Below are 19,491 nucleotides of genomic sequence, written 5' to 3' on the forward strand. Positions count from 1 at the left end.
TCATTACCGTTTTATTTGTGCTGATTGCCAGCACCTCACTCTTCCAACACTGCCTCGATATTTGTTTTTTATTCGAAACAATGCCCCAAAGACAACCTGTGCTACTAAAAGCAACACAGATTGTCCTTCTTATTAGCGCAATGCGCAAATAAAGTCGTTATTTTTTACGCTTTTTTCTGTTCGCGATATGAATCGCATGACCATCCACAGCCAGTGCTGCCTCATGAACAGCCTCTGAAAGCGTCGGGTGACCAAACACAATCATCCCCAAGTCTTCGGCGCTAGAACCGAACTCCATCGCGATAACTACCTGCTGAATAAGGTCTGCTGCACTTGGGCCAATAATGTGCGCACCCAAAACGCGATCTGTCTCTTCGTCGGCAAGTATTTTTACAAAGCCTGCCGTCTCATTTGCCGCCATTGCACGCCCAGACGCTGCAAACGGGAATACGCCAACCTTGTAGGCATCTCCTGCCGCCTTCAGCTGCTCTTCAGTCTTACCAACCGCCGCAATTTCAGGGTGGGTGTAAATAACAGACGGAATACAGTCATAGTTCATCTGAGCTTTCTTGCCCGCAATACGCTCAACAGCGACAATACCTTCTTCAGAAGACTTATGCGCCAACATCGGGCCACGGACAACATCACCGATGGCGTAAATACCAGGCATTTCCGTCTCACAAAAATCATTGACGAAAATAAAGCCACGCTCGTCCAACTTAACACCAGCGTCTGCCGCAAGCAGGTTCTCAGTATGAGGACGACGACCGACAGCAACGATCAACTTGTCAAAGACTTCTGTTTGAACGCCCTTGGCATCTTTATAAGTCACGGTCACTTCACGCTTATCAGCATCGACCTCTGTACCCGTAACCAGTGCGCCGGTACGAATATCAAGCCCTTGCTTCTTCAGCAGCTTACGCGCTTCTTTAGCCACCTGACCATCCATCATCGCCAAGAAGTCATCCATCGCCTCGATGACAACCACTTCTGTCCCTAGACGATTCCAGATGCTCGCCATCTCTAAACCGATAACACCACCACCGATAACACCAAGACGCTTAGGCGTCTCATCAATTTTCAAGGCGCCAGTAGAATCGAGAACGATATCTTCAAACAGCGGCGCAGGCGGGATATTTACAGGAGAAGAGCCAGAAGCAATTATGATGCTTGTCGCATCGACAACCTTAACCGAACCATCATGAGCTGTGATCTCAACTTTCTTACCAGCTAGAACCTTCGCAGAACCCTCAGCCAGCTCAACGCCATTCGCCTTAAACAAACCGGCAATGCCGCCAGTTAGCTGTGAAACGATAGCATCTTTACGTGCGACCATTGCTTTAACGTCAATAGCGATATCATTGTGGGTAATACCATGCAGGGCATAATCATCACGCGCCTCATGATACTTATGACTAGAGTCCAGCAACGCCTTAGAAGGAATACATCCGACGTTCAAACAAGTGCCGCCGAGCGAGGTCTTACCCTCATCATTGAGCCACTTCTCGACACAAAGAGTTTTAAAACCAAGTTGGGCAGCGCGAATAGCGGCAACATAACCACCTGGGCCAGCACCAATAACAACGACATCATATGAATCAGACATGGATAACCTTCTTAAATTAAGTCCTACTCTCGAGAGTAGGGATTGGCACATACGCCTACCCGCAATTTTTATGCTAAGTAGCCGTAACAAAAAGAAAGCGGCTTATGGCCGCCTTCTTTCATTTTTAGCTTATATCTCTAGCAGTATTCTAGCAGGATCTTCAAGTAGTTCCTTAATAGTGACGAGGAACTGCACAGAGTTTTTCCCATCAATCAATCGATGGTCGTAAGAGAGGGCCAAATACATCATCGGGCGCACAACAACCTCACCGTCGACAACCATCGCACGCTCTTGAATCTTGTGCATGCCGAGGATAGCAGCTTGTGGTGGGTTGAGGATAGGCGTTGACATCAACGAACCAAAAACGCCACCGTTAGTGATGGTAAAAGTACCACCGGTCATATCCTCGATACCAAGCTTGCCGTCACGTGCACGCAGACCGTAATTACGGATACCGGCCTCAATATCAGCCAGCCCCATCTGGTCCGTGTCGCGTAAAACAGGAACGACCAGCCCCTTTTCGGTAGACACAGCAATACCTACATCTTGGTAGCCGTGATAAACAACATCGTTGCCATCAATCGAAGCATTGACCGCAGGGAAACGCTTAAGCGCCTCAGTTGCCGCCTTCACAAAGAAACTCATGAAGCCAAGGCGAGTACCATTGTGCTTCTTCTCGAACATGTCTTTATATTGCTTACGCAGCTCCATAATCGGGCCCATGTCGACTTCATTAAAAGTCGTCAACATTGCCGTACTTTGCGTTGCATCTAACAAACGCTCAGCAATGCGCGAACGCATACGCGTCATCGGAACACGCTTTTCAACACGCTCACCTGCATCAACTTCGATTACAGGCTTAGCCGCCGGCGTTGGCGCTGGTGCCACCGCTGCAGCAGGCTTCTTCGTCGCCGCTACAACGTCTTCCTTTGTGATCAAACCGCCCTTACCTGTTGCCACTATGCTAGAAGCATCGATCCCCTGCTCATCAACCATTTTACGTGCTGCAGGGCTCAACTTCACATCAGCAGCCGAGCTTGACACTGAAGCCTGTGCGGCAACAGGTGCAGCTGCCTCGGGTGTAGCGGCAGCAGCCCCCTCTTCGAAGTAGCCGATCAACTCTTCACTAAGCACCGTGTCATCTTCGGCCTTAACTATTTCTCGGATAACACCGTCGGCTGGCGCCAAGATTTCTAGGGTAACTTTATCCGTTTCAACTTCTACGATTAGCTCGTCGCGGGTACAGGCTTCACCGGGCTGCTTCACCCAGGAAGCGATAGTGCCGTCAGCGATAGACTCAGGGAACTGCGGTGCTTTTATTTCGATAGCCATGTTAATTCCTTAGAACTTGTCTTTCTCGTCGTACGCCTCACTTGTGCGCACTACAAAAGTTATGTATTCGTACCACTTAAACAAAGAGCCCTGCATTAATATAATGCAGGGCCTTCACTTAAACGAGCCCGAGGGCGTCTTTAAGTAACTTGTCTTGCTGGGCAAGGTGCAACGCCATATACCCTGCAGCTGGAGAGGCCGATGCCTCACGACCTGCGTACTCTAATTGGCAATCCTGATTATGAGCTGCCAACACTCGGCGCATATGGTGTTGCGAGGAATACCAAGCCCCCTGGTTTTGCGGCTCATCTTGACACCACACCATGGTCTCTAAATTAGGGTACTTAGATAGCTCAGCCATCATTCCCTCCTCAGGGAATGGGTATAACTGCTCCAAACGCACAACCGCGACACCCTCAAGCTCATGCTCCGCACGCATATTGTAAAGATCGTAGTAGACCTTACCGCTACACAACACTAAGCGCTTCACTTGGTCATCAGCTATTTCATCAGCCTCACCAATAACCGTCTGAAAGCTACCTTCCGCCAACTCTTGCAACGTTGAAACAGCCTGCTTATGGCGCAACAGGCTCTTTGGCGACATCACAATCAGCGGTTTACGCAGCGGTCGAATCACCTGACGGCGTAACATGTGATAAACCTGAGCTGGCGTCGTTGGCACACAAACTTGAATATTGTGCTCTGCACACATCTGCAAAAAACGCTCTAGACGAGCCGAAGAGTGCTCAGGACCCTGCCCCTCATAGCCGTGAGGCAGCAACATAGTCAAGCCACAAAGACGCTGCCATTTGTGCTCACCACTAGTAATGAACTGATCAATAACGACCTGCGCACCATTGGCGAAGTCACCAAACTGAGCCTCCCAGACAACCAGCGCGTTTGGCATCGTCGTCGCATAACCATACTCAAAAGCAAGAACAGCTTCTTCTGATAACAGTGAGTCATGGATTGAAAAGGCTGGCTGATTCTCTGCAAGATGCTGAAGAGGGACGTAACAATTCTTTTCTTTCTGGTTATGCAGAACCGCGTGACGATGCGAGAACGTGCCACGCCCAACATCCTGACCCGTTAGACGAATAGGATGCCCCTCATCGAGTAGAGTCGCATAGGCCATTGTCTCGGCAAAACCCCAGTTCACAGGCAACGCACCTGAAGCCATCTTTTTGCGATCTTCGACAATTTTGGAAACTTGGCGCTGTAAGGTAACTCCTTCAGGAATATCACTTAAACGTAACGCAAGCTCTTTCAGCTTATCCTGATCGACTCGCGTGTCTGCGTAAGCCGTCCAATCGTGACCAATATAAGGCGCCCAGTCGACAAACATACCGGTATTAGGCTCTAGCACCAGCGACTTAGCAACATGGTTACCGTTATCAAGCGCATTTCGATAACCATCGACCGCCTGCTTATCCTGGTCCGCGCTGATAATGCCTTGAGCAATCATTGAATCAACGTACAACTCACGAGTAGTTCGCTGCTCACGAATCTTGCTATACATTTGTGGCTGAGTACCTGAGGGCTCGTCCGCCTCATTATGACCTCGACGACGATAGCAAACCAAATCTAAGACAACGTCTTTCTTGAATTCCTGGCGGAAATCTAACGCAACTTGAGTAGCAAAGATTACTGCTTCAGGGTCATCGCCATTAACATGAAAGATAGGTGCCTGAATAACTTTCGCCACATCGGTACAATACTCAGTAGAACGAGAATCTTCGACATTGCTTGTCGTAAAGCCCACCTGATTATTAATGACGATATGAACTGTTCCACCTGTCTTATAAGCTCGAGTCTGAGACATCTGAAACGTCTCCATGACTACACCCTGTCCTGCAAAAGCCGCATCACCATGAGCGACAACAGGCAGCACCTGCTCAGGCGCATCTCTTCGATCCTGCCTAGCGCGAACAGAGCCCTCAACAACAGGCGATACAATTTCCAAATGAGATGGGTTAAAAGCCATGGCAAGATGAACTTCACCACCACTGGTCATCACATTAGAAGATAGGCCCTGATGATATTTCACATCAGCTGAACCTACATAGTTGGCTTTGCCGTCGAACTCATCAAATAACTCACGAGGATTTTTACCTAGCGTATTGACCAGAACATTCAAACGACCACGGTGCGCCATACCTATGACGACTTCTTGGACACCGTAAGAGCCTGCACGCTGAATAAGTTCATCCAACATAGGGATAAGACTCTCAGCCCCCTCTAAACCAAAACGTTTTGTGCCGGGATAGCGCGAGCCAAGGTACTTTTCTAGCCCTTCCGCCGCTGTTAAGCGTTCCAGTATATGGCGTTTAACCTCATCACCGTACTCAGGCTTGGCACGAACGGACTCCATTCGCTGCTGCAACCATTGTTGCTCTTCATGAGAGGTGATATGTGCAAACTCAACCCCCACGTTGCCGCAGTAGGTTGACTCTAGCGCATCAATAACCTCTTTAAGTGTCGCTTCCGACTTGTTACTAAAGAGGTTGGATGTTTGGAAGGTTGTATCGAGATCAGCAGCTGAAAGCTGATGAAAATGAATATCGAGATCGGCAGGCAATTGGCGCTGCCATAACCCTAACGGATCTAGTGTAGCTTTTTGATGGCCACGATTCCGGTAGGATTCAATCAGGTTAACAACGCGCACCTGTTTACGCTCATACTCAGTACTAACGCCTTCACTGCTTGCCGCAGCGGGCCTTAACCTTGACTTACCAAGCAGTTCAAAATGCTCAACGACGGGGGAGTGAGGAGTATCTTGATTGACAACACCCTCCACCCGAGGAAGCTTTTCGAAATAGGTGCGCCAGTCTTCCGGTACAGAATTAGGGTCCAACAAGTACTGCTCGTAGAGATCTTCTACGTAAGCAGAGTTACCGCCACTTATATGTGAACTGCTCCACAGCAGTTCCATGATGCTCTCTTGCATTATCACACACCTTAAGATGGGAGCAATTATTAACCCAAAAGCTAAGCGCTGATGTAGCACCAAATAGCAAATCGAGAATACCTGAGCATTCCAACCGATCGACCTAAGCCTCCGATAATAATCGGGATTTTATCCGCAACCCCCGAGGGATACAGCTTTTTATTTAGCCTCAAACCATCCAGCAAGATGGTCGACCACCCTTACCATTAAGACGGATCTCACTCTGCCTTAAATCGGGCGGAGGCATTGTAAAACACCTCCACCCAAACCACTAGGGCTAACGCTACATTTTACGTGGCATTTGCTAGCAGCATATTTCTGATATGACCAATTGCTCGGGTTGGATTAAGACCCTTAGGACACACATTGACACAACTTTGAATACCATGACAGCGGAAAACGCTGAACGGGTCATCAAGGCCTGCGAGACGCTCCTCAGTAGCCGTATCACGACTATCAACAAGAAAACGCCACGCCTGAAGCAAGCCGCTTGGACCGATAAAACGATCGGGATTCCACCAGAACGAAGGGCATGATGTCGAGCAACAGGCGCAGAGTATACACTCATACAAGCCATCAAGCTTTTCACGCTCCTCAGGTGACTGCAAGCGTTCAATGGCTGGCGCTGGCGTATCATTCAGCAGATAAGGCTTGATCTTCTTGTACTGGTCATAAAACATTTCCATGTCTACAACTAGATCACGAATAACCGGCAGCCCAGGTAACGGACGAATGACTAACTTGCCACCGCGCAAGCCCGCCTCAGACAATGGCATGATACAAGCTAAGCCATTTTTACCGTTGATATTAAGACCATCAGAACCACAAACACCTTCACGACACGAGCGCCTAAAGGCGATACTTGAGTCCTCAGCTTTAAGCTGCTCAAGCACATCCAACACCATAATATCTTTGCCCTGGGTATCCAACTCATAATCAACCATTTTAGGCTCAGAGTCGGTCGCAGGGTTGTAGCGATAAATAGAAACTTTCAACATTTTCCTGCTCCCTTATTAGTACTTACGTTCCATCGGTTCAAACGTCGGTACGGTCTTCGGCTTGAAGTTTACCGCACGCTTAGAAACTCGCTTTTCACCGGGGAAGTACATTGAGTGGCACAACCAGTTTTCATCATCACGATCCTGGAAGTCATCACGAGCATGAGCGCCACGACTCTCCTTACGCTCCTCGGCCGCTACAGCTGTCGCCTCAGCCACCTCAAACAAGTTTTGCAGCTCGAGCGCCTCGATACGCGCCGTATTAAACGCCGCCGACTTATCATCTAAGCGACAGTTTTCAATACGTGTACGCAGCTCCGCAAGCTTCTTTATGCCTTCTTGCATAAAGTCTCCACGACGGAACACGCCAAAGTGGTTCTGCATAATAGTCTGCAACTCTTTACGCAAGTCACTGACCTTATCACCATCAGAGGCGCTGTTAAGGCGATTCAAGCGCGCCATAGCCTTCTCGACATCCGCATCTGTTGCCGCATCCATCTCAATACCTTCACGCAGTGCTTTTTCGATATAGATACCGGCAGCACGCCCAAAAACAACAAGATCAAGCAACGAGTTACCGCCTAAGCGATTGGCACCATGCACAGAAACGCAGGCAACCTCACCACAGGCATATAGACCATTAATAACGACATCCTGACCGCTATCATCCACAGTCAGCACCTGTCCATGAATATTTGTAGCCACACCACCCATCATATAATGACAAGTAGGAACTACAGGCACAGGCACCTTAACAGGATCAGCGTGTGCGAAAGTAATCGACAACTCACAGATTCCTGGTAGACGGCTATGCAAAACCTCTTCACCGAGGTGATCAAGCTTAAGATATACGTGATCTCCATCCGGCCCACAACCACGCCCTTCAAGAATCTCTAGTGTCATGGAACGCGCCACAACATCACGACCCGCCAAATCCTTAGCGTTAGGTGCATAACGCTCCATAAAACGCTCACCATCCTTGTTAATCAGGTAACCACCCTCTCCTCGACAACCCTCGGTAACCAAAACACCGGCACCGTGAATACCTGTCGGGTGGAATTGCCACATTTCGATATCCTGAACAGGAATACCTGCACGGAGCGCCATGCCAATACCGTCACCCGTGTTGATGTGCGCATTCGTTGTAGAGGCAAAGATTCGACCAGCACCGCCAGTCGCCAGAACAGTCGCTTTTGACTTGATAAAGACGGTCTCGCCGTCTTCGATACAGATCGCGATACAACCAACAATATCGCCTGCCGCATTCTTGACCAAATCAACCGCATACCACTCATTCAAGAACTGAGTATTACTCTTCAAATTACTCTGATAAAGCGTGTGTAGCAGCGCATGACCAGTACGGTCAGCGGCCGCACAAGTACGAGCAGCCTGACCACCCTTACCAAAATCCTTTGACTGACCACCAAAAGGACGCTGATAGATACGCCCCTCTTCTGTACGAGAAAAAGGTAGACCCATGTGATCTAACTCGTAGACGGCCTCAGGGCCAACAGAGCACATGTATTCGATAGCATCCTGGTCACCAATGTAATCAGAACCTTTGACAGTGTCATACATATGCCAACGCCAGTCATCATTCGGGTCATTACTAGCGATTGCACAGGTTATACCACCCTGAGCTGACACGGTATGCGAACGCGTCGGGAAAACTTTAGTGACGACAGCCGTGTTATAACCTGACTGAGCCATTTGTAGCGCGGCACGCATGCCCGCACCGCCACCACCAACAACGATGGCATCAAAAGAGATAGTGCGAATAGACATTACGACACGCTCCACAAAATCTGAACACCCCAAACGAGGTATGTAAAGGTCACGACAGCAACAACTGATTGAAAGACCCAACGAACGAGATTACCTTTCGCACCCATCATACGGGCAGTCATGTAATCAGTAGATACTCCCCACAGACCAATCCAGGCATGCGCGCACAACGACAGCAACGCCATCATGCTAAAGACGCGCATCCAGGTCTCTGCAAACAGAGCACTCCAGAGCGCAAAAGTAATTTCATTGCAGGCAATAAAAACAGTAAGAAAAACAAAGTACGCCAACAAGACAACGGCTGTTACGCGCTGAACTAGCCAATCGGCCAAGCCATTACGCCCATACGTAGTTACAGATGTTACACTCATACTATCCACACCCCCGCAAGAATAATCAGTACAGCTGAGATGGCGATAGTCAACTTAGCACCCAGCAAACCACCCTCTAGTGATTCACCGATACCCATATCCATAATCAGGTGCTTAGTACCAGCCACGAGATGATAGATAAGGCCAGCTAAAACAACCCACAGCGCAAACTTTGCGACAGGAGACTGCAGACTTTCTTGTGCAGCACGGAAGCTCTCTTCGCTCTCTAACGAAGATCCCAACAAGCACAGCAGCAAAGCTACTCCAGCAAAAATAAACACCCCAGAGATTCTGTGTAGAATCGAGGCATAGGCGGTAAGAGGGAGTTTCATGGTCCCAATTTCGAGATTTACAGGTCTATTATCTTTCACGACTAGTTACACTTCTATAATGCCCAGTTATGCAGGCGGTTCATCGAAAAGTGTTGAGGCTTGTCACTTTTTACAAAGGAGGCCCCATATTATGTTTGGAATCATCGATTATCCGGCATTAAAATTACGCATTTCGACACCAAACAACCAAAATCCGCCCGAAATTATATGCTCGCGACGAGGTAATTACAACGTCATATGACAGATTTAAAGGGCCGAGGGTGACTATTGCGCAGCGCTTATTAGCAATATTTTTCAAAATGATAGAGCGCACCAAAACAGTGCCTAAAGCCCCATTATGAACGCGTTATGGACTGATTCCGACTAACCATTGAGTAATGCTCTCACGTCAAGCCCTTATGTACGAAAAAATACCTATATCGCGACACTCCGCTACATTGACAAAGAATTTAATCCCTCTATAGTGATGCCGTCCTCAAAAGGGACACCTCTGTAATGTAAGAATAAGTTATCAGGAGCCCAATATGAGTGAGCGCACAGCAACTCTCAAGCTGGACGATCTAGAAGAAGCACTAGAATTGCCCGTAATGTCTGGCACTATCGGACCAGACGTGATCGACGTTGGCGGACTGACAGCCAAAGGTTATTTTACTTACGATCCGGGATTCGTCTCCACCGCCTCCTGCGAATCAAAGATCACCTATATCGATGGCGGAAAAGGTGTACTTCTACACCGCGGTTACCCTATCGAGCAGCTAGCCGAGAAATCAGACTTTTTAGAAACCTGCTACCTTCTCGTTTATAGCAAGCTACCAAACAAAGAAGAAAAAACTAAGTTTATCAACAACATCCGATACCACACGATGGTGCACGATCAACTCAGCCACTTCTTTAACGGCTTCCGCCGCGATGCCCACCCTATGGCCATCATGTGCGGCGTAGTCGGCGCACTGTCCGCTTTTTACCACGACTCTCTCGACATCACCGACGAGCGTCACCGCGAGATCTCCGCACAACGCCTAATCGCTAAGATGCCAACTCTCGCCGCCATGACCTACAAGTACTCTATCGGTCAACCTTTCGTCTATCCTCGCAACGATTTAAACTATGCTGAGAACTTCCTCTACATGATGTTCAGCAACCCCTGCGAGGAGTACAAAGTCAACCCTGTACTCTCCAAGGCAATGGATCGGATATTCCTGCTTCACGCAGATCACGAACAAAACGCCTCAACCTCAACAGTACGCCTTGCGGGCTCGACAGGCGCCAACCCATTCGCCTGTATCTCTGCGGGCATTGCTGCACTCTGGGGGCCATCACACGGCGGCGCCAACGAAGCTGTTCTTGCCATGCTGGACGAGATCGGTGACGTATCAAATATTGATGAGTTCGTCGCCCGCGCCAAAGATAAAAACGACCCCTTCCGCTTAATGGGCTTCGGTCACCGTGTTTATAAGAACTTCGACCCTCGCGCTCGCGTGATGAAAGAAACTGCCGACGAAGTATTGGCCGAGCTTGGTCTAGAGGACAGCCCTCTACTCAAGATCGCTAAACGACTCGAGCAAATTGCATTGGAAGATCCTTACTTCATCGAGAAGAAGCTTTATCCAAACGTCGATTTCTACTCAGGCATCATCCTGAAGGCACTAGGCATTCCGACCAGCATGTTTACTGTCATATTCGCACTAGGCCGCACGCCAGGCTGGATTGCACACTGGCATGAAATGATCAGCCATCCTTATAAAATTGGCCGCCCACGCCAGCTTTATACCGGACCAGCCAAGCGTGATTACCCCGAGTAATCACGTAAAGCAAAAAAAAACCGCCCTTATGGGCGGTTTTTTTTTGCTAATAGAATATTGCCAAAGACTACGTAAAAGAAAGTTAATCTCAACCTAGAGCGCACCAATATAATGCACAACAATCGCCCAATAGTTAAAGGGCAGCACAAAACCACCCCCTTAACTCAACCAATGTTTAACGACCAGGCTTACTCTTGCCAGCATATTTCAGCGCAATATAACCAAAGATCCCTGAGAGCAACGAAGCTATTAAGATCCCGCCTTTGGCCAAAATCAATTGCTCGCTTCCCGCAAAAGCCAACTCAGCGATAAAGATGGACATCGTAAAACCGATTCCACCAAGCAAGGCCACACCGACGATATGCATCATATTGCAACCCTTAGGCAGCAAGCCGAGCCCGAAAGAGCGCCCTAACCAAACAGCACCAGCGATACCAATCAGCTTGCCAAAAAACAAGCCGACAATAACACCAAGCGTTACATTATTTAGTAACGAAACATCACCCGAAAATGCAGAGAAAGGTATCCCCGCATTCGCTAGGGCAAATAAAGGTACAATAAAGTAAGTCACAGGAGTATGTAAACCGTGCTCAACCTTCTGTAACGGCGCCTGGGCCAGCTCGATACCACTCTTTAAGCTCTGTGCATTGGCACGCAGCTCATCATTACGCATGATATCGATACCCAAATTGGCACTATCTCCAATCCTAACCGCCGAACGCTTAACCTTGGTAGCAAATGCCACGGCATCAAATTTTGGCATCGCAGGAATAGTAAAGGCTACAACGACGCCAGCCAGGGTGGCATGAATACCAGTTTTTAATAAGGCAAACCAAAGCAACACACCAACAAACATATACGGGCCCGTGCGCCTAATGCCACCGAAATTCATCGCCACCAGCAAGAAGGTTAACGCTCCTACCCATGCTGCTGCAGCAAAATTTAACTGCTCGGTATAGAATACTGCAATAACAGCAATCGCCCCTAAGTCATCAACAATTGCCAGCGCCACCAAAAATGTTACCAATGACTTAGGAACTGTATTACCCATCAAGGTAATAATACCCACAGCGAAAGCTATATCTGTTGCCATCGGTATACCCCAGCCTCCGGCACCAGGTCCACCAATATTAAAAACAGCATATAAACCTGCCGGAATGACCATGCCTCCGATAGCTGCCATAATCGGCAGAACTGCTTTCTTAGTATCTGCGAGCTCACCAACGAGAAACTCCCGCTTAAGTTCTAGACCGACCAGAAGGAAGAAATAAGCCATCAAGCCGTCATTGATCCAGTGCTGCAGAGACAGTTTTAGCTCAAACCCGCCGAAAGAAAGCTTAAAATAGGTCTTTAATATATTCTCATAGCCCGCCGACAAAGGGGAATTAGCCAACAACAAGGCTACAACTGCCATAGTCATTAGAATCAAGCCACTTGTTGATTGACGATGTATAAATTCGTCAAACGGCGTCAGTACCCTGTCGAAAGCCTTTTCCCATGGAGCATAAAACACCTTGCCCACATTCTTCGATTTTTCCTTAGCACCAAACATGACTCTCCTTCAGTTTTATTAAGTCGTAAAAATTGATGGTATGCGTTTCCACAGCAATACCAATAAGTACAAATACGTAACCCACACCTGCGCTTGAATAATATTTCATGTTTACATGACTAAACAAGTTTCTCTGACACAAAAAAGCGGCTATTTGTAGCCGCCTATTTACACTCCATGACCTAACGATCAGTTAAGTGCAAAGCGAATCGGCACTTTAACCGAGATGACATCCCCCTTTAGAGCTATTGGGGCAGCAGGATAACTCTCTACAGAAGACACTGCGGCCATAGCCGCCTTATTTAACAAGCTATATTTGGCTGACTGCACTCTCTCTGCAGATAAGCGCTTACCAAAACGATCTAGGCGCACCTCGACAACCACCAGCCCTTCTAAGCCACGCTTAATAGCACGACTCGGGTACTGAACCTTACGCAATGTTTGCTTGACAATACTTGAGCGATAAAGCTTCAACATCATATCGTGCTGCTGCTGGATAATTTCAGGATCAATATCGAAGTCATCCCCAAGCTCCAAGTCGTCGACAAGCTCCTCCTCGACCGCCACACTTTCTTCAACAAGCTCTGCAACCACCTCCTTTTCTTCAACGACTATCGACTGACTTGCTGGCTTAGTGCTCTCTATCTTATCGGGTACTATTTCTAACGTAGAGGCGGCATCAACGGCCTCTGTCGTTGCGTTTGCCAACCCCCCTAAAGAAGCTGCAGGAACTTCGCCCGAACCAGCAGCCATCGCAAGCTGCTGCATCGCCCCCATCCACTGCACTACGATATCCCGACGCTCAGGCTGAACAGTTGTAGCTTCATACAACGATAGGGCTCCAGCATTATCTACAGCCCCCAATATTGATTGCTTAAACTCTGTAGAAGGCGGTCGCTTACCTATCCATGTGTTCAGCAGCATATCAAAACTACCAATTCGGTCATATGAGGCCGTCTTGACACCATTAACATGTATCACAATCTTGCCATCCGGGCTTTGGTCAAAAAGCAAAGTGTCTCCACGCTTCAGGCTAAAACGGGCCATGTTATTAAAAGCTATAAACTCATCGGAATAACGGTTCAACATTGCCTCTTCATTATTAGCAACAATCAACTGAGTCCACTGACTCGAGAACCGCCTAGGACTCCAGCGCTTGGCCGTGACTCGAATTTCCATCATTCGCCGTGTACTAGCAAGCGCCTGGACCGCTTCTGCTGTATTTGCAGGCTCTTCTAAATACAGCGCACCAACAAAATAAGAGCGGTTTAACTCTTTAAATTCGGCCACTCCGTTTAACACCATGCCTTCTGGTAACGTCTCAGCAACAGCCATAAAACTCATTAATTGACTAAAGAAAACAATCGTTATTATTCGCATCACATTCCTGCCCACTTTCATCCAATAGCAAATTTTTTATTATTAGTAGCTATCCTGATGCTTCAAGGTGTCATTCTTGATCAACTTACAGCACCATCGTGCCACCGAATAGCCCTTTATTATCACTCTACACTAGCCTAAAAGCCTAATAAAGTCGTTAGCATTGAGGAGTATAGCTTTTTTCGCCTCTAACAGCAGTGCCTTTCAATAAAAGACAACGAGAAATAACCTCGGGCAGCCCATACCTACCTGCTTTTATAAGCTCCCCCCCCCTCTGCGTCGGGCTCTGGCATTGCTTTTCAAAAGACCAGCCTCTTTGCTATATTGAAACTATTACAGCGACATTGCTGTCTATCCCCGATACTATAACTGTTTGTACCGAGCCCTTTATGATCCGCATTACTATATTCTCCCTCATTCTCCTAATCACAGCTTGCAGCAGCCAGCCAATGAAGCCAAAGGATATTACCGGACTATGGCTTAAAGCCAGTAAAAACGGTGAGCCTGAAGGGTTCTATCTCGGGCCTCAGGGAGACTTACAGCTATACAATATTTTTAGCTGGCTTGGCGAGAGTTGGGGTATCGAAGGGAAATCATTGCTTTGGCTCACAGCCACCGAACAAGTCCCCTCACCAGAGCTCAGCGAGCTCCATTATTCACTAAAAGGGGATAACCTAATCATTTCAGAAGGCTCCTACTTTAATGGTGAGTATCAACGGGCTGCAGTACAGATCCTTTGCGGGAGTGTAAATATATTGCAGCAAGCCGATGACCAACAGCTCTCTATCACACTCATCCAAGAAGACAAAAAAAGCACGATCAATCAAAAGCTTATATCAAGAAAAGTTATTGCCAACCCGGAGACAGCAACCCCTTTCACGCTTGCCATCGCTTCTGACCTAATCAATGACAAACAACCCTATCGATTACTTCTCGTCCTAAGTGATGGACGTACGATTATCAGTCGTCAAAGTATTGAGTACACAAAACTACCGGGGCAATGTGTCGCACCAATCGACCTCTAGCCTCGATAAAAGAACTAACTCACCCTATCTCGAGGCTATCCATCTTCTCTAACAAAAACTCAGCCTCGAGATCTCCTGTCAACATAATCGTGTCATCAGTCACTAATAAACCGATCTTCATTTGTCGTTTAATCCCCCCAGTCAAAGTCTTCAGTAAGGCCTCAGGTAGCAAGTAATATTCACACTTATCTAGTACTGACAATTCAGCCCCATGCTTTGCCCACCATACCCGCGACGACTCTTGATAGGAATAGTTCGCATAAGTGTCTGACTTCCCCCTCAACCACATCATCCGATCAACGGATGGACTTCCCACCTCTATCCACAACTTAACCTCGCCAGTATCATCTTTCAGCCATAACGGCGCATCATCGACCTCCGACAACCCTCGACCAAAGGTTAATTTCTCATCGGCGTTAAGGCCAAATACAATAATTCTTGTTAACATGCGCAATAGAGATTCAGAGGGGTGACATGCAACAGATAAATGATGCTCAGCATAGTAGTGCCGGTTCATATCGGATACTTGTAATTGAATTTTGTAGACCGTAGATTTAAGCGCCATTCACTGCTCACAGAGTTGCTATCAGTTAAAATGCCCATATTAACACTAAGCGAGACAAGAATAATCAATGCCACTCCCACCCAGGTGTTTCAGACCGTCATCGGTATCGATCATTATCATCGCTGGAACCCTTGGCTCAAAGAGGCGAAAGGCTCCGTCAAACCTGGGGATAGCGTAAGAGTCAAAGTCGATCTTGGCCGAGACAAGCTGGAGGAGTATAACCATACAATCCTAGCTTACAAAACGGACAAATACTTTGCTTGGGAAGACAAGGGCTGGTTCACCTTTCTAACCAAGGGCTCACGTCATCGCTACTTTTCACTGACAGAGGAAGGCGCGACTCATTACAGAGTTGAGCTAAACCTCTCAGGTCTATTTGCAGGCCTTGCTCAGCGTAAGTTTGGCGCTGCTTTGTCGAAGGGGCTAGCCGCCGAAGCAGACGCCCTCAAGAACTATTGCGAAGCAATGACGAGCAATTAATTTCCTTTTTAACTCACCACCTCCTTCGTCGCCGCAACAGATAAACTACGGTCAAATAACCTCCCTCTCAACAGCAATTCTGATAACGAGAGCACGATGAGTCCCAGTGCCCCCCACACTGATAGCCACTCCCTATTAGAGGTCGGCACGAATAGCAACCATAAAAAATCCGTACTTTACTCCTGGTCACTCTTAACGATTACACTCGTGGAAAAAGACACTACGCTGCAGAACAAGTAATTCATTGATGAGTCAATACCACTAACATTACCCCCCCCTTTAAAAAGTGGTGTGAAACAATGACTAACTCTAAATATCCTTTGTTATTCTTAGCTCACGGCAGCCCAATGAACGCAATCGAGGACAACCCATTTAGCAGGGATTGGCATAAACTCTATATTGGCACTCCTTCACCTAAAGCCGTAATCGTCATTTCTGCACACTGGGAGAGCAACGGCACTTATATCACCCACCACAGAAGCCCTCCAACACTGCACGATTTTAGCGGTTTCCCCGCTCAACTAAACCAACTACGGTACGCCTGTCCCGGTGCACCGATACTCGCCGAAGAGGTACACCGACGGGTGCCCTCTATTCAGCTCGATCAGCAGCGGGGTTTAGATCATGGTTGTTGGTCTCTCATGAATCAACTTTTTCCTCGCGCCAACATACCCACCTTACAGATTAGTTTAAACCGTAAACTTAGCCCACAACAACACTGGGACTTAGCAAAACAGCTTAAATGGCTTAGACAAGAAGAGGTGTTAATTTTATGCTCAGGCAATATAGTACACAATATAGCCGCTTGGCAGGCTTGGATGAGCGGAAATATAAATGATGTTACTTGGGCGGGTAGCTTTGACAAAACGATATACAACGCCCTTAAAAATAGCGATACGTCATCACTCATACACTACTCAGAACACTACGGCAGCGAGCTTTCTGTGCCAACTGCAGAACATTATTTACCACTAATATATGCTGACGCAATACGTGACAAGAAAGACCCGCTTATTAGCTCTACCCCCTCTATCAATAGCTTCGAGGCCAGTTGCAGTCGATCAATCCGATTTGGCTAAATTTTAATTAAGGTTATCGTTAAGCATAGCAATTAAATCCACTGCCCCTCCCCCTGCACACTTTGCTCGCACCCGCTCCGAGCAAAGAAGCGCCATCGCCTGTTCCTCGCTCATAGGGCGATTAAATAAGTAACCTTGCTGCACACCACAACCTAGACTAGCAAGAAAGCCAGATTGCTGCTCTGTTTCAACCCCTTCCGCTACTAAACTACAATCCAAGTCTTTGGCCAAACTAATAATCGACTTAATAATATGCTCACTACGACTCGAGCGATAAATGTTTTTGACGAAGCTGCGATCTATTTTCACCTCATCTACCGGTAAACTTTGCAAATATGACAACGACGAATAACCTGTACCAAAATCATCGATGGCTACTAAGACGCCCTGGTTATGCAAAGACTGCAACGCCTCCCTTACCGGTAAATGCTTGTCGATTAGGAGGCGCTCCGTCACCTCGAGTGTGAGACAATTTGCTGGCAGCTCTGTCAACTGGAGCAGCTCACTCACATCCTTCAATAACTGAGGGCGACCAAACTCAGCTGCTGAGATATTCACTGAAATCCTAATCGGCCGCCGCACCCGCTCAATCCACCGCTGGCAAGCAATGCAAGCCTGTTCCAATACCCAACGATCGATTGCCTTTAACATACCGTTAGACTCGGCCAAAGGAATAAATTGATCCGGCATTACTAAGGTCCCATCACACCTTAACCAACGAACTAATGCCTCAAACCCTACCACCCGCCCAGTCAAGACATCCACCTGAGGCTGATAGCGCAAAGTGAGCTCATTATTCTCTATAGCAGATCTCAGCAGATTAAGCTGCACTAACTCCTCTGCCATATGGTGCTGTAGACCACTGACGTAATACCGATACACATTACCGCCTGAACTTTTAGCCTGACTCAATGCTAAACCTGCATTATTTAACAACTCACTGCTATCTCTACTTGAATTTGGATAGTCTGTAATACCTATACTAGCGCTTATATAGACTGTGTTTCCTTTTATAATATAAGGCTCTGCTAGCGAAAGTAAAAGTAATGAAGCCAGCTCACCGCTATCAGCTATAGAATCGATATTCCCATGCAGAATGACAAATTCATCTCCACCAAAACGCCCGCAATTTTCACCTACAATGCCTACAATTCTCCCCGCAACTAGTTCGAGCAATAGGTCTCCACATTCATGCCCAAAGCTATCATTCACTTGCTTAAAACGGTCTAATCCGACAAACAACAGACTAAATTGCTGATGATGACGAGCAGAAAACTGAATCTGGCTCGATAAGACACGATCAAAAGCACTGCGACTCATCGTTCCTGTTAACGGGTCTTTCTCTAATATACGACGCAGCTTTTTCTCAGCAGAGCTCTTTTCTGCCAGTTCATGCAGGGTGACGACAACGCCCACACATTCCCCCTCATGCAACATCGGGGTCACCAAGCACTCCGTTCTCCAGCAGCGCTCTGAACCATGCCAGTGAACAGCTATCTCAAAATCAACAACTACCTTCGCCAACACACAATCAGTATAGAAACACGTATCACGCCACTTGCTAGCATAATTACCGGCCAAATCTACCGGAATAAAATCGATCATCAACCTGCCAATCAAGCCATCACTATCGCTCATCAGCATCTGACAAGCCGAGTTATTAACAAACGTAATCCTCCCCTCAAGGTCAGCGGCGAGAAGAGGCTCTGCAACAGCCTGCAGTAACAGCTTATTATCATTTTTAAGCCGGCGTTCCCCTTCTTCAACCAACTGATTTTCAAAGCGTAGGCGCTCTATGCTTCGCTCATATTGAAACAATGAATAATACAACGAGAGTTTTATTTCTAACTGCTTAGAGGTAAGCGGGAGTATAACCTCATCAAACGGCCATCCTATATTACCTGTAGGCTGCTCGGAACCATTGTTCGAACACAGCACAACAGGTGGCGGAGCCGCTTGCCTCGACACTAGAGCAAGGAGGCCCTCCAACACACTCATCTGCTCCGTATCTGCCAATAGTAAAAAAATATTACCCTCGGCCAGAGCTTGACGCGCCTCGTCAAGATTAGAGGCGCAAACTAACAACACCCCAGGTTCCTGTAAGATAGAACGGCAAAGGTCAATCAAAGTTTGATTTCGGCATAATAACAAAAGCTGTGTCGTCGCTTGCTCACACAGCCCAATCAATTTAGGCCTAAGCAACAACAGACGTCCTGTCCTATTTATTGAGCCGTCCA

General features: G+C 47.5%; 15 protein-coding genes. 4 read left to right on the forward strand and 11 right to left on the reverse strand.

Annotated features, from left to right (window positions below; all coding sequences use genetic code 11):
• Window positions 1-157: 157 nt before the first annotated feature.
• From lpdA to sdhC, 7 genes are all read right to left on the reverse strand, one after another.
• On the reverse strand, window positions 158-1,606 hold the full coding sequence (gene lpdA / locus EDC56_RS01460) for a dihydrolipoyl dehydrogenase (RefSeq protein ID WP_123710757.1): 1,449 nt from the start codon (window positions 1,604-1,606) through the stop codon (window positions 158-160).
• Between the two features lie 129 nt (window positions 1,607-1,735).
• On the reverse strand, window positions 1,736-2,938 hold the full coding sequence (gene odhB / locus EDC56_RS01465) for a 2-oxoglutarate dehydrogenase complex dihydrolipoyllysine-residue succinyltransferase (RefSeq protein WP_123710758.1): 1,203 nt from the start codon (window positions 2,936-2,938) through the stop codon (window positions 1,736-1,738).
• Between the two features lie 118 nt (window positions 2,939-3,056).
• A complete protein-coding gene (locus EDC56_RS01470) occupies window positions 3,057-5,885 on the reverse strand; it encodes a 2-oxoglutarate dehydrogenase E1 component (RefSeq protein WP_123710759.1) in 2,829 nt (942 codons plus the stop codon).
• Between the two features lie 290 nt (window positions 5,886-6,175).
• Window positions 6,176-6,883 (reverse strand): succinate dehydrogenase iron-sulfur subunit, encoded by a 708-nt coding sequence (locus EDC56_RS01475; protein ID WP_123710760.1) that lies wholly within the window; start codon window positions 6,881-6,883, stop codon window positions 6,176-6,178.
• Window positions 6,884-6,898: 15 nt separating this feature from the next.
• On the reverse strand, window positions 6,899-8,668 hold the full coding sequence (gene sdhA / locus EDC56_RS01480; RefSeq protein WP_123710761.1) for a succinate dehydrogenase flavoprotein subunit: 1,770 nt from the start codon (window positions 8,666-8,668) through the stop codon (window positions 6,899-6,901).
• A complete protein-coding gene (gene sdhD, locus EDC56_RS01485; protein ID WP_123710762.1) occupies window positions 8,668-9,039 on the reverse strand; it encodes a succinate dehydrogenase, hydrophobic membrane anchor protein in 372 nt (123 codons plus the stop codon). Before sdhD ends, sdhA begins: the two co-directional genes overlap by 1 nt.
• A complete protein-coding gene (gene sdhC / locus EDC56_RS01490; RefSeq protein WP_123710763.1) occupies window positions 9,036-9,410 on the reverse strand; it encodes a succinate dehydrogenase, cytochrome b556 subunit in 375 nt (124 codons plus the stop codon). The genes sdhD and sdhC overlap by 4 nt, the downstream gene beginning before the upstream one ends.
• A gap of 485 nt (window positions 9,411-9,895) precedes the next feature.
• On the opposite strand from sdhC, the gene gltA reads away from it, so the two are divergent.
• Window positions 9,896-11,173, forward strand: a complete 1,278-nt coding sequence (gene gltA, locus EDC56_RS01495) for a citrate synthase (RefSeq protein WP_123710764.1) — start codon at window positions 9,896-9,898, stop codon at window positions 11,171-11,173.
• Window positions 11,174-11,348: 175 nt separating this feature from the next.
• Here the strand turns inward: gltA and nhaA are convergent, their stop codons facing one another.
• Window positions 11,349-12,725, reverse strand: coding sequence for a Na+/H+ antiporter NhaA (nhaA, locus tag EDC56_RS01500; protein WP_123710765.1), 1,377 nt, complete (start codon window positions 12,723-12,725; stop codon window positions 11,349-11,351).
• Window positions 12,726-12,914: 189 nt separating this feature from the next.
• Window positions 12,915-14,105: a TonB family protein gene (locus tag EDC56_RS01505; protein ID WP_162844048.1), complete on the reverse strand. Its 1,191-nt coding sequence runs from the start codon at window positions 14,103-14,105 to the stop codon at window positions 12,915-12,917.
• Window positions 14,106-14,554: 449 nt separating this feature from the next.
• On the opposite strand from EDC56_RS01505, the gene EDC56_RS01510 reads away from it, so the two are divergent.
• Complete coding sequence (locus EDC56_RS01510; RefSeq protein WP_148059273.1) at window positions 14,555-15,130, forward strand: hypothetical protein; 576 nt, start codon at window positions 14,555-14,557, stop codon at window positions 15,128-15,130.
• 19 nt (window positions 15,131-15,149) lie between these two features.
• Here the strand turns inward: EDC56_RS01510 and EDC56_RS01515 are convergent, their stop codons facing one another.
• On the reverse strand, window positions 15,150-15,695 hold the full coding sequence (locus EDC56_RS01515; protein ID WP_123710768.1) for a YaeQ family protein: 546 nt from the start codon (window positions 15,693-15,695) through the stop codon (window positions 15,150-15,152).
• 30 nt (window positions 15,696-15,725) lie between these two features.
• Between EDC56_RS01515 and EDC56_RS01520 the strand changes: the two genes are divergently transcribed.
• Both EDC56_RS01520 and EDC56_RS01525 read left to right on the forward strand, forming a co-directional pair.
• The gene (locus tag EDC56_RS01520) at window positions 15,726-16,175 is read left to right on the forward strand and encodes an SRPBCC domain-containing protein (protein ID WP_123710769.1); all 450 of its coding nucleotides are present in this window, start codon (window positions 15,726-15,728) and stop codon (window positions 16,173-16,175) included.
• Between the two features lie 299 nt (window positions 16,176-16,474).
• Window positions 16,475-17,254 (forward strand): dioxygenase family protein, encoded by a 780-nt coding sequence (locus EDC56_RS01525; RefSeq protein ID WP_123710770.1) that lies wholly within the window; start codon window positions 16,475-16,477, stop codon window positions 17,252-17,254.
• Between the two features lie 3 nt (window positions 17,255-17,257).
• Here the strand turns inward: EDC56_RS01525 and EDC56_RS01530 are convergent, their stop codons facing one another.
• Window positions 17,258-19,342, reverse strand: a complete 2,085-nt coding sequence (locus EDC56_RS01530) for a putative bifunctional diguanylate cyclase/phosphodiesterase (protein ID WP_148059274.1) — start codon at window positions 19,340-19,342, stop codon at window positions 17,258-17,260.
• Between the last annotated feature and the right edge of the window lie 149 nt (window positions 19,343-19,491).

It is taken from the genome of Sinobacterium caligoides, from assembly GCF_003752585.1.
GTDB lineage: Bacteria > Pseudomonadota > Gammaproteobacteria > Pseudomonadales > Sinobacteriaceae > Sinobacterium > Sinobacterium caligoides.